General features: G+C 55.6%; 11 protein-coding genes. 5 read left to right on the top strand and 6 right to left on the bottom strand.

Annotated elements, in window-relative coordinates; translation table 11 throughout:
- Positions 1 to 169: 169 nt before the first annotated feature.
- Entirely contained in the window at positions 170 to 661 is a 492-nt protein-coding gene (locus KTT_RS20795; protein WP_126597821.1) for a RidA family protein, read from the bottom strand.
- A complete protein-coding gene (locus tag KTT_RS20790) occupies positions 645 to 1,367 on the bottom strand; it encodes an SDR family NAD(P)-dependent oxidoreductase (protein WP_126597818.1) in 723 nt (240 codons plus the stop codon). The genes KTT_RS20795 and KTT_RS20790 overlap by 17 nt, the downstream gene beginning before the upstream one ends.
- A 472-nt stretch (positions 1,368 to 1,839) precedes the next feature.
- Between KTT_RS20790 and KTT_RS20785 the strand changes: the two genes are divergently transcribed.
- From KTT_RS20785 to KTT_RS20770, 4 genes are all read left to right on the top strand, one after another.
- Entirely contained in the window at positions 1,840 to 3,036 is a 1,197-nt protein-coding gene (locus KTT_RS20785; protein WP_126597816.1) for an MFS transporter, read from the top strand.
- Positions 3,037 to 3,345: 309 nt separating this feature from the next.
- A complete protein-coding gene (locus KTT_RS20780) occupies positions 3,346 to 3,945 on the top strand; it encodes a DUF4388 domain-containing protein (protein WP_160146008.1) in 600 nt (199 codons plus the stop codon).
- Between the two features lie 17 nt (positions 3,946 to 3,962).
- Complete coding sequence (locus KTT_RS20775; RefSeq protein ID WP_126597813.1) at positions 3,963 to 5,483, top strand: PDC sensor domain-containing protein; 1,521 nt, start codon at positions 3,963 to 3,965, stop codon at positions 5,481 to 5,483.
- 719 nt (positions 5,484 to 6,202) lie between these two features.
- Complete coding sequence (locus tag KTT_RS20770) at positions 6,203 to 6,655, top strand: cupredoxin domain-containing protein (protein ID WP_126597812.1); 453 nt, start codon at positions 6,203 to 6,205, stop codon at positions 6,653 to 6,655.
- 101 nt (positions 6,656 to 6,756) lie between these two features.
- Here the strand turns inward: KTT_RS20770 and KTT_RS20765 are convergent, their stop codons facing one another.
- Positions 6,757 to 7,398, bottom strand: coding sequence for an acetate uptake transporter family protein (locus KTT_RS20765; protein ID WP_160146007.1), 642 nt, complete (start codon positions 7,396 to 7,398; stop codon positions 6,757 to 6,759).
- A 638-nt stretch (positions 7,399 to 8,036) separates the two neighbouring features.
- On the opposite strand from KTT_RS20765, the gene KTT_RS20760 reads away from it, so the two are divergent.
- Entirely contained in the window at positions 8,037 to 8,444 is a 408-nt protein-coding gene (locus tag KTT_RS20760) for a DUF2267 domain-containing protein (protein WP_126597810.1), read from the top strand.
- A gap of 138 nt (positions 8,445 to 8,582) precedes the next feature.
- Here KTT_RS20760 and KTT_RS20755 read toward each other — a convergent pair whose 3' ends face one another.
- The 3 genes from KTT_RS20755 to KTT_RS20745 all read right to left on the bottom strand — a co-directional run bounded on the left by KTT_RS20755 (position 8,583) and on the right by KTT_RS20745 (position 11,988).
- Positions 8,583 to 9,728, bottom strand: coding sequence for an FAD-dependent oxidoreductase (locus KTT_RS20755; protein WP_126597809.1), 1,146 nt, complete (start codon positions 9,726 to 9,728; stop codon positions 8,583 to 8,585).
- Positions 9,729 to 9,747: 19 nt separating this feature from the next.
- Positions 9,748 to 10,359: a hypothetical protein gene (locus KTT_RS20750; protein ID WP_126597808.1), complete on the bottom strand. Its 612-nt coding sequence runs from the start codon at positions 10,357 to 10,359 to the stop codon at positions 9,748 to 9,750.
- A gap of 150 nt (positions 10,360 to 10,509) precedes the next feature.
- Complete coding sequence (locus KTT_RS20745) at positions 10,510 to 11,988, bottom strand: MFS transporter (protein WP_126597807.1); 1,479 nt, start codon at positions 11,986 to 11,988, stop codon at positions 10,510 to 10,512.
- Between the last annotated feature and the right edge of the window lie 260 nt (positions 11,989 to 12,248).

Raw genomic sequence — 12,248 nt, 5'->3', positions numbered from 1 at the left:
ATTTCCTCTCCGCGTACGAAATGCTCCGTTTTCAAACGTGAAGGGAAAGCGGGCGAACGTTACATGCGTAAGGGACATGGACGTACGCCAACGGGAAATCGGCCGCAAGGGCCGAACCTACGGGGGACGTTTTCGTGCGGCGAGGAAAAATCGGCCGCAAGGGCCGAACCTACGCAACAACTTCAAAGATCGCGTCCAGCACCAGCGGGGTGCGCACGGGCAGGCTATAGGCCCCGGTCACGAGACGGGTATGCCCTGGCTGCTTCCCAAAGATCTGCGCGAACAGATCCGAGGCGCCGTCGGCCACAGCCGCATGCTGCGTAAATGTCTCGCTCGTCATCAGGGTTACGCCGACGCGTACCACTTTCTGAATCCGATCCAGGTCGCCCAGGAAATGGCTGGCCACCGCCAGAGCCTTCAGTGCCGCGCACCGGGCCGCCTCCTGTCCCTGTTCCACGGTCAGGTCATTCCCCAGCCGGCCTGTATACATGAGCTTCCCATCGACGAAGGGAAGGATGCCACTGGTGATGAGCAGGGTCCCAACCAGCGATGTCTCCACATAGTTTCCCAGGGGGGTCGGGGGCGCTGGAAGCTGGATGCCAAGCGCATCCAGCCTCTCGCGATACTTACCCGACCCGGTTCGATCACCATTTGCCGGCATGTGCACCTCCATCAACGTGTATGACTTCTCCAGTTACAAAGGTTGCCGCATCCAGATACATAATAGCATCTACGACCTCCGATGACTGCCCCATACGGGCGATCGGATGCATGTTGCGCAGGAAGTCATGATCATCGTTGAGGTGCATAGGGGTCTCAATGTTACCCGGCGCAACAGCGTTGACGCGAATACCTTCGCCCGCATACTCCATGGTCAGTGCTTTTGTCGCCGCGTTTAAGCCACCCTTGGTGATAAGAGGAAGGGATGCCGGAACGCCGGCCACAGGCTGATCGACCAGCGTGGTTGTAATGTTTACAATGTGCCCCGCATGCTGTTTTTGCATCTGCCCAACGGCATACTGCGTCACAAACAAGAAACCAAGCAGGTTCGTACGGATCAAACTATTGAAATCCTGGACGGTATAGTCAGTAAAGGGTTTCGGGATAAAGATTCCGGCATTATTCACCAGCAGATCAATCCTGCCAAAGCGCGCGACAGCTGTCCGCACCACTTTTTGCGCGATTTCTTGCTCGGCGATATCGCCATCAACGAGAGCAAGATGATCAGAAGCGATCAGGGTGCCCGCGCTGCTAATCCTGCGCGAGTTGGCGACAACCTGATATCCACGGGCAAGTAAAGTATTGGTCAATTCAAGGCCGATTCCCGATGAAGCGCCAGTTACTATGGCTATTTTTTTCTCAGACATGGTGGTTCTCTTCTTTCAAGCTATCCTGACGATGACTGCCCATGGAGAGCAAGGCTGCTTCCTTACGCCTGCTTCCATAGACATATGGCGAGAGAAAGGAAGATATTTGAGTTCTCCACCTTTCTCATGGCATAAAGATACCTTAGAAATAAAGAACAGGCGCCCATGTTCTTGCGCACAATAAACAGAATTTTGCGCCGTCTACGCACCCCAACAAAGTGAGGGATAATAGATAGCATGCCGCGATTGACCTACAGCAGATTCTGGCAGATGTCACGACGCGGCGCGCAATCGCGTGTCATAAACGGATGAGGATGATACCATATTTATAAGGAGGATCGCATGTTTGACCTGATAATTATTGTTGGTACCATCACGGCATTTCTGGCCGTGATGAACTTTGCTGCGGGAGGCAGGCGTCAGTAGCCGTAAAAGAAAAGGAAGGAGATGATGGAAGAAAGGAAATAGATGCATGAAAATCGCAGTGAAAGCGCCTGTCGGGCGCTCCCCCGGCTTTGCACTGGCCGCCTATGCCTTTGTGGCCGCGATGCTGGGCACGACGCTGCCCACACCACTCTACCCGATCTACCAGCAGACATTTGGCTTTTCGAGCCTGATGGTCACGGTGATATTCGCCACCTATGCCGTGGGGGTGATCGCGGCACTGCTGCTGTTTGGTCGGCTTTCAGACGAGATCGGGAGGCGCCGGGTGCTGCTGGGGGGACTGCTGCTGGCGGTGGCCAGCGCGCTGGCTTTTCTGTTCGCCAGCGGGCTGCCCCTGCTGTTCGTGGGTCGCCTGCTCTCGGGGTTGTCGGCGGGCATCTTTACGGGTACCGCGACGGCCACGCTGGTGGACCTGGCACCGCAGGAGAAGCAGCGCCAGGCCACCTTGATCGCCGCCGGCGCCAATATGGGTGGACTGGGCTGTGGGCCGCTGCTCGCCGGCATCCTCGCGCAGTACGCGCCGCAGCCACTGCGGCTCGTATTCATCGTCAACATCGTACTGCTCCTGCTGGCAATCATAGGGACCTGGCTCATACCCGAGCCGGTCGAGGTCAAGGAACACGCGCGCTGGCGGCCGCAGGGTCTGCAGGTCCCCGCGCAGGTACGCGCGACATTTATCCGCGTGGTGATCCCCGGCTTTGCCGGTTTCGCGATGCTTGGTCTCTTTACGGCGGTGGCGCCTGTATTCCTGAGCCAGATGCTCCACATCACCAACCATGCGCTCACCGGCCTGATCGTCTTCGCCGTCTTCGCCGCCTCCACCTGTGGTCAACTGCTGCTTGAACACATTTCCCAACGACGCGCGCTCCCCCTGGCCTGTATCGGACTGATCATCGGGCTGATTATGGTCGCCGGAGGACTCCTGGCCCGTTCGCTGACCCTGCTGGTCGTCGGAGCCATCATTGCCGGTCTGGGGCAGGGCCTGAGCTTACGCGCGGGGTTAGCAGCGATCAACGCGAAGAGTCCCGCCACGCAACGCGGTGGGATCTCATCGAGCTACTTCGTCGTCCTCTACGTCGCCATCTCCATCCCCGTCATCGGCGTAGGCATAGCCGCGCAACTCTTCGGATTACAGGTGGCGGGCATCGCGTTCAGCATTATCATGGCTATCCTGGCGCTGATCGCGCTGCTCATCCTGCTCACACAGCCAGCGGAACAACGTTGAGGGATGGTCATCCTCGGACCGTCCCCTATTTTCCTTAACGAAAAGTTATGTCAAGCTCAAAAGAAGATCCATCGCTTTACAAACGACAGCCGCTCTATTATTCTACTAATATGTATGTTTTGCTCTAACTTGATGAGATTACCGGCATAGGGCATGTAAAACTCTGTGTCCTGTAGCGTTAGAATATGTGCATCGTTCTTTATCAGGGGGCGGCGAGGAGGGGATGGCAGAACCTGCTCAATGGGTATAGGAAATCCCCATGTCTTCCGGAGAGGAGGGGATGGCTACAAAGTAGAGTGGAGTGCTGTGTTGACACAACGAGATACGGCAGCCGACCAGCTTATAAAGGTCATTCAAGTCCTGCAATTAGGGCGCAAGACCGGCGTCCTGACCGTCGAACGCGGCGAGGGTCCGACCTTTGAGGAGGGCATGCTGGTTTTTTCCTATGGCAATATCGTCAGCGCGAAGACAGGGTATCTCAACGGGATAGATGCATGCAACCAGCTATATACATGGACCAGGTGTAAATTTGCCTTTATCCCTCACCCTCAGGCGTCGGGGTGGGATGCGCCATCGGCGCCACTGCGCCAGCCTGAAACCACGCCGGGTCCTGATCATAGCGCTCGATCAGCCGGGGCGCGCCCCTCGCCCAATCAGGGAGGGGAACAGGCGCCACAGTTCCCCTTTCACAACGAGATCCTTTATCAGAAAATCCTTGAACCCGCCTATAGTTTGCAGGCGATCGAGGCGGCCAGACTTTCGCGCGCGCACAAGCACCTCTTTATGCTGGTGAATGGAGAACGCACCCTGACCGAATTCGTCCGCCTGACCGGGCGGCAGCTATCAGAGATAGCGTCACAACTCACTGATCTGGAGCAGATCGGTGTTATTCGACGGCAGACACGCTGAAAAGGAGATGTAACTTTATGGCTCAATCGCAGCAGGCACTGGCGCCTCGCAGGAGCATTCCATTATCTATCCGCCTCTCAACCTGGCTACTGGCGGCGGCCATCTTACCCCTGTTGATCACCGTCGGGATCAGTGAATGGTTCGCGCGTCCCACCTTAACGAACCAGGCGCGACTGGCGATGGAGACCGACGCCCATACGCGCACGCAGTTGATCAACAACTATTTCAAGGATCGCGTGCTAGACGTTCAGAGCCTGGCACAGGTCCCACTCGCCCAGGACTTTCTGCGCGACCCGGTCGGAAACCAGGCGAATGCCCCCCTCATCATTCAGAACGGACAGGTCGTTGGCTCCTATCTTGATCCCAACTACACGCTATGGGTACTCTTCGACACCCAGGGCAAGCCATTACTCTCCTACTCCACCAACCACACCAACGCAAAGTTCCAGCCGCACGGCAAGTACATCATTCCGCCGGAGGACGCGCAGAAGCTGCTCCTCGGCAAACCATTTATCTCGCCGGTCTACTATGATCCCGCCACGAAGAAGGCCGCAGTCGATATTTATGTACCCAGCTTCTCAATGGCCTTAAAGCGGGTCGTTGGCATCGTACGCGCCACCCTCAGACTGGACTATATCTGGAGCATCGTCAACAGCGAGACGGGGGCCAACGGCAATGGCAGCGATGCGTTCATCCTCGATGAAAATAACGTACGCATCGCTGATCCCACCAATAGCAAGCAGCAATTTACGGCCATCGCGCCCCTGCCACAAGACGCGCAGCAGAGGATCCTCAACGAGCAGCGCTACGGAAGCCAGAGCACGGTCCGCGTGGTCCCCGACGACGGGCTGAAGAAGGCGCTCACGGGACCCAATGCATCCACCAGCTTCACGCTACAGCCCACGGGACACAGCGGCTCCTACCAGGTGGTACGGCAGACGCTGAGCGCCGTGCCCTGGAACTACATCGTGCTCAGTCCCATCAATACCATTATCACCGTAGCCAATCAGCAGCTCATCATCACCGGCGTCGTCACGCTCAGTGTAATCATCCTGGCGGCCCTGTTCGGCCTGGTGATAGGCAGGCGCATCTCTTATCCGATCCTGCGCTCAGTCGGTCATCTGAGCAAAAACAGTCAATCGCTGGCGACGCTGGCCTCGCGGCAGAAGAACGCGGTCACCGAGCAAGTATGGGTCATCGACTCCTCGCAAGAGGGCTTAAAGACCGTGCAATACTACAACAATGCCGCCGAGGTCGCGATCCAGCATATCAACACCACCGCCACCCGGCTCCTGGACAACTGGGACCGGCTCGATAAAGCCACGCTCAGGCAAGCCATCGAGCAAATGATCGAAACTTCTCAATATACCAGGCGCGCCATCCACTATCAAAACGCCAGCAATGAGAAGCTGGCGACCGCCATCAACATCATGAACCAGGTGAACGAACAGCTCGTCGCCGGCTCAAACGGGGCAGATGAGGCGTCACACCAGCTCCAGAACGTCGTCACCGACCTGCGCCACGTCGTCGGCGGATAGATAAACAACAAATACCCCCTCGTGCCGGTGCAAATGGGGCGAGGGGTTGCACCCGGTCAGCGACCCCTCCCCTACCTCTTACATATTTTTAACCGCAGCATAGTATAAATACACATAGGGATAAAGAGAGAAAACGTCATGTGTCTCCAGGCTGCATATTCGCGACCATCTCTGACATAGAACATGACTAACGATCGACATGATGTACGGCAGTAGTGGATGGCTCCGAATGTGAGGCAATGATATTCAGAAGTGCATGTCACGCAAACCCATGCGTTGGAGAGACGGACTAAAGAGCGTGTCTTATTCCCACCACTTTGGGGGCACGTGAGCGCACGCGCACGCGCGTCCGCTACGCGGCCGCATTGTTTTTGTGTATTGGTGCAGCAGGGGCGCTTTCGCGCCCCTGCTGCACCAATACACCATGGACTCGTGTGTGCTGCAAGCGATGATCATGAGAATCAGACACGTTCAAAGAGCGTGTCAGACTTGCGTCGTGTGCACCATCTTTCCTCATGAGCTTTTGATTTTGGCGAGCTCACTATCTTTCCATATGTTGGTGCAGCGGGTGCGCGGACGCGCACCCGCTGCACCAACAACTAAAACCGGCGCGGCCGCGCAGCGGACGCGCGTGTGGGGGCGCTCATGTGCCCCTATGGTGACGAGAGTCAGACACATTCTAAAAAAGTAGCCTATCATACAGACAGAAGGGGATTTTTATGAAACGTTATGCTGCTCTTGGAGTATTTCTCGGGCTCCTACTTGCCATTCTCGGTGGCTGTAGTGGGAGTAACGGGGCAACGAGCAAAGCCTCAGGTGCGCCCTCTGGTGTTGCGACCAGCAACAGCGTGCAGGTCACCTTGCAGGACAAGAATTTGAAGTCTTCGCGTACAACTTTTATCGCTGGTCGTGCATACACCTTCGTGGTGACCAACAAAGGGACCGCGCCACATAACTTTATTATCGACACCCGTAGGGACGCGCCAACTTCACAGGGAGCCAACAATCGAATACTGTTTATGATCGACCAGTCCAAACTGCCACCGGGGGCAACCAGGAGTGTGACATACACATTTCCGCTTTCCACACCCCAGAGTACCGTGCAGCTCGCCACCCAGCTTGGCTCGATCGATAATCCAGGCATCGTAATTCCAATCACCGTCAAAAAATAGATTGATAGCACAGATAAATAACCCCTCGTCCCATATGTAAAAGGACGAGGGGTTGCACCTGGTTAAAGCATAGGTGGAACAGCATTGTTCCACGCATGACCCTAGTGCGTATGCTGAAAGCTACCACGGGGTAATTCAATCTTCGCGGGACCGGTCTCCATCAGGCGTGAAAACATACCATACCAGGCCACCAATCCAGAGATGATGGCGAGCCATCCTCCAATTAACGCGAGTACAGGTACATTGAGCAGCGCGCCAAGGGTTACACCCAGCGACGCCAGAAACAGCAGACCTAAAACAGCGAGCCAGACCGGATTGGTTCTTATGGCCGTCACGATGTAGATGGCGCAAAAAACCGTCCAGGTGAGGAACAAGAATCCCATCGCAACATTCAGATGGACGCCAAGCAGCGAGCGAATACCAAACGTCGGAGCGACCAGCGCGCCTAAAGACAGCAAAAACACTCCATACGATTCAAAGAAGGTCCCCATCTCGGGGTTCGCGCGGGCCGACTCGTGCATGCCACCCAGGAATAAGGCCAGGCCGCCAAAGAAAGCAACAACTGCGAGCAATCCAAGGCCAGCGGAAAACGGACGAATCAGGAAACCCGCAAAGACAGCGCCCCAGATGATCGTCGTAAATGCAAACGCCTGCATATTCGGGATAGCCAGCCGGGCATCCTGCGTGACGACATCCGTATGGGTACTAACGTCCTGATTGTGAGGCATGGCATATTGAGCCATTTCATGTGCTCCTTTCATGTGGTTGTAGCAACAAACTACCAGCTTGCGCCCACACTAATCACTACTAAAAGTAGACAATCGCTACTATTAGTTTACTCTGTCCTGGATTATTAATTATTATATACACCAAAAGTTAAACTTTAGTAAGGGAATGACTCATTTCCTGGCGGCATTTTCAGGGGCATAGACAGTAGTGGATGTAGAGGATAGTGATAATTCAATACCATCCGTCCTATGTATCTAAAGGGGTGAAAGCATAGTTGCTATCCTCTACACTATCAGTATGACTCAGCACGGTAAGAAAAGGGTAAAAATCCTCTTTTTTACCGAAAGGACCGATCAGAGGGCTCTCCATCCCCTGTGTTTTGGCGAGGCCTCTGAAGACGGCCACACTGTCTGTATCATTCTGTATTCAGGTTTTTTTGGCTCATTGCGCGTAGCTCACCCCACGTTTGGATAGCGCTGAGATACCATCTGTGACGTCTTTGTGATACCTTTTTTCGTCCTGTGATGGCGATGAAAACCTGGCGGCCTATGTTCGTAGCATCAACTCTGTCCATAAGAGTTACCGGGACAGAATCTGCTAGTGGGGAACAACATAACAAGCAATCGTCATTTACAGAGATACGGAGGACGTTATGAAACACGATGAATTTATAGGACAGGTACAACACCGCGCACGATTAAGCTCGCGAGGCGAGGCGGAGCGAGCGACCCGCGCGACACTTGAGACCCTGGCCGAGCGCCTGGCCGGTGGCGAGGCTCAGGACCTGGCGGCGCAACTACCGCCAGAGATTGGGGACTATCTCCGAGACACCTGGTCCGCGAAGGGAGAGCGCTTCTCCCTGCACGAGTTCTTCCAGCGTGTCAGCCTGCGGGAGCGGGTCGATGTACAAAAGGCCACGTTTCATGCGCGGGCAGTGATCGATGTGCTCAAAGAATCCGTCTCACAGGGTGAAATAAAAGATGCCCGCGCCCAGCTCCCTGCCGAGTTCAATCGGCTGTTTGAGGCGGGCAGCGAAGGAACGATGCCACAGGTGCAATAACCGGCACATATAGAGAAAGGGGATGGCGAACAGCGATCAATGAGGGGTCGGGTCGCGGTCCAGGTAGCCATCCCCTGTCACTTATCTCTAATACCAGGTTGCGCCGGGGAAGCGGAAAGCGAGCTTGCGCGCTTTCCATTAAATGGTGCTTTGCAGGAGCCACTTGAGCTCTTTGGATAGCGCCTGTGTATACAGGGCTTTGACCAGGACGTTGCGCACGGTGTAGAGCTGAGGATTGTTGACCTGCGAGAGCTGGCCGATGCGCCGTGATTGTCGAGCGACGCGCGAGGTGCGCGGCTTACGTCGCTCTTCGTAGGCGCGCAAGCTCGTTGGGAGGTCCGAGCCGGACTGCAGGCACTCAGCGAGCACGGGCGCGTCCTCAATCGCCTGGCAGCCGCCCTGGCCCATATTGGGGGACATGGCGTGCGCCGCGTCACCGACCAGGACGACGCGTCCCTGGCTCCAGTGAGTAAGGGGCTCGATATCGTAGACGTCGTTGCGAATGAAGCGCGACGCCTCTGTCGCCTCCAGGATCGGTGCGATAGGATCATGCCAGCCCTGAAAGAGCGACTGCACCTGCTGCTTGCGCTCCTCAGGCGACTGCTCCTTGCCCTGCCCCTCCGGCGTGGTATAGGCCGCGAACCAGTACATGCGTCCATGTATCAGCGGAATGAGACCGATCCTCCGTCCCACCCCCCATGTCTCACTGGAGATGCCCAGCGGGATATAGCGTTCCTCAACCTCGGCGATGCCACGCCACGAGGTATAGCCCGTATAGTGAATATTGGGAGTCCCGAAGAGTTGCGCGCGGATGGACGAACGGATACCATCGGCACCGATCAGGAGATCGCCGTCGGCGCTGCGCCCATCAGCGAAACTCGCGTGCACACTCTCTTCATCCTGCGTGAAGCCGGTGCAGCGCGCGCCAAGCACGATGGGGACAGACGCCGCGCGCAGGGCGTTCAATAACGCTCCTTGCAGGTCGGCCCGGTGCATCAGGCGCATCGGACTGCCCGCGATGGCGTCAACCTCGATCTGTGAGAGCAACGCGCCCCGCCAGGTACGGATCGTACGATAGTGCGCTGGCATACCAATCTGCGGAATGACCTCACCCAATCCCAGTTGCTCAAGAACGCGGATCGCGTTGGGCCAGATCGTCAGGCCCGCCCCGACCTCGTGTATCTCCTGGGAACGCTCAAAGACCGTTACATCCTGGCCGGTTCGATGCAGGGCCAGCGCGACCGCCAGGCCACTAATACCGCCGCCAATAATTAATATCTTCATCCAAATATCTCTCTAGCATTTAGAAACTAATGATGTTGGAAGAGTACAGCTCTTTCAGAATCTGCACGATGTCACTATGCGATAGAGAAGGCAAAAGCTCACAGATACGTTCGACTGTATTGACGCCGTTGACGAGTGCATAGATCAGCCTATGCTGCCGGGGCATGGTCGCAAGCATATTCGCGGCGAGATTCTGCTTGCGATACGGAACCTGCGCTCGACCCTGAGAGCCAGCCGGTGATCCCCCATGAGACGAGTTCCCGGCAGCATAAGGGGGCCGGGATGGTTGATACGAAGGAGAAACCTGGTAATCGGGAGGCCCGGCATGTAATGAGGCTGACTGTTCAAGTGTTTGCTGTACAAATGTCCAGCGAATCCTCTGCTGGCCATAATAGCGCAACAAAGCATTGACATTTTGCTCGGTTCCGCTCAGAATCTGCTGTCCGTTCGCCCCCAGCAAGGCCCATGCATAGATACGGCCAGCTTTCACACCGATGACCAGATGACCAGCGGGCAGGCTTTCCCTGCCGCGCAGCGAGATGGCCGCCAGATCGGCCTCAATCTGTCCAGTTTGCCCCAGAGATTGAAGAACTCCTATCATCGTCGCCATGTCTAAATAATACTCAGCCACTTTCGTCTTCTCTCTTACTCTCACCTTATTGTTTTATGTGCTTCATCGCCTTACCTTCAAGAAAAAGCCAGTGGTATATATGTGTTGTGTATGGTGCGGCAGAGCCGCACCATACACAACACATATATACCGAACTACCAGAACATCGTTTTAACGCACACCGCGTATGGGTAGGATCAAGCCGGCCGCGACCACACTGGAGAACGCGGCAATCAGGAATAACAGGGAAAAGTTGTTGTGGGAAAGATTGAGGATAAACGCGCCAATAATGGGACTGATAATGAGCGGCAGGAAGATGGCCGTGTTGATGATGGCCAGGTCTTTACCATTGTCGGTAGTGGTTGGCAGGACGCGGATCGCCAGGGCCATGTCAACCGCCAGGTAGATACCAAAGCCGAAGCCGAACACCACCGCGATCAACAACATGACGGTCCAGACATGGACCAGCGCGATGACCACGAGGCTGATCGCCATCAATAATGCTCCCAGGATGACGAATGGCTTGATGCGTCCGCCGCTCTTGCCGGAGATGCTGCCCACGATAAGCGAGCCGATCAACAGACAGGCGGTTGAAATCAACTGGAAGTTCGCCACGCCACTGGCGGCCTGGGGAGCGCTAAAATGCAGCACACCGCGCAGATAGAAAAGGGTATAGGCGCCAAGGATCTGGAAGCTCAAAAACACCAGGCAGCGCGAAATAAGTGTATAGACGAAGTCGCCAGATGCCAGCGGCCGCACAAATCCAGCCAGGAAGGGTCCCATCTGGAACTCCGGCGCGTCCTGCCGGCGCACGCCGGGTCGATCACGAAAGACGAGCAAGAACAGGACGATAAACAGAACCGAAAGGATAATCAAGGCCAGGTAGCCTTGCTCCGGCACGTGCGTGTTGGTGAGACGCGAGACCGCCAGCAGGCCCAGCACACCACCCACGATCGGAGCCATACCATTCAAGGCACTGAAGAATGCTCGTTTCGGAGCCGGAACCTGGTCCGGGATGATGGCCGCCACCGTCGAGAGCACCGTATCGACACCGATCTGGGCGATGATCTCGCCGAGGAGCAGCACAGGAATGCTGGCGGCAAAGGCCATAATGACCAGGCCCAGCACACCTGCCAGCAGGCCAAACACGATCCAGACACGGCGCGGCCCCCATTTGGCTACGCTACGATCGCTGAGCGCACCCGTAAAGGGAGAGACGATCAGACCGGCAAAGGCACCGATCGAGGCCACGATAGCAAAGGACGTATTGGTCGTGGTCGGTGCCAGCATACTCACTTGCAGCGGTAGGAGGAGTTGTTTAATAGCGATGCTGGAAAGGCCCCCGACCGTGCTCGCCAGCGCGAAAACGATGCGAAACGCCCATCCCAGATTTGTATATGTCACAGCGGTATCAGTAGTGCTGACCGACTCAGCCACCAGGGCATCCTGCGCGGCCTGCACGGCCGGCATGTCTGGTCTCTCCTGTGATAGAGTCGTGCTCTCAGGCATATCATTGTCATCAGTAACGGTCATGGGGTTGAGCGAACTTACTTCAGCAACAGGGGTGGAAAGCTGTGGGCCTTCACCACCATCCGGGGTAACCTCCGTGCTCGAAAGAGCCTCGGGCGTCATGCCTTCATTAGGCGTCATACTTTTCCTGCCTCCAAAATAACATGGTGAAATAATCTGCTCCAGGCACAAATAAAAACGAACAAGCAGATATACTCAAGTTCTATACCTATTACTCCACAGATAAACACATTCATGAATAGCATTTATCTATATGAAAGAACTAGCTATAGACAGAGAGCAATCACTTAATCTCTCAGATAGTATAACACCAAATATTATAATCGTCCTATAGCATTGTATTATGCTTTTATTAAAAAGTATAATGCAAGCGAACGCAT

The organism is Dictyobacter aurantiacus (genome assembly GCF_003967515.1).
In the GTDB taxonomy this organism is placed as follows: domain Bacteria; phylum Chloroflexota; class Ktedonobacteria; order Ktedonobacterales; family Ktedonobacteraceae; genus Dictyobacter; species Dictyobacter aurantiacus.
The sequence above is the reverse complement of the archived record's forward strand: the minus strand, read 5'-3'. Positions and strand labels throughout refer to the sequence as shown.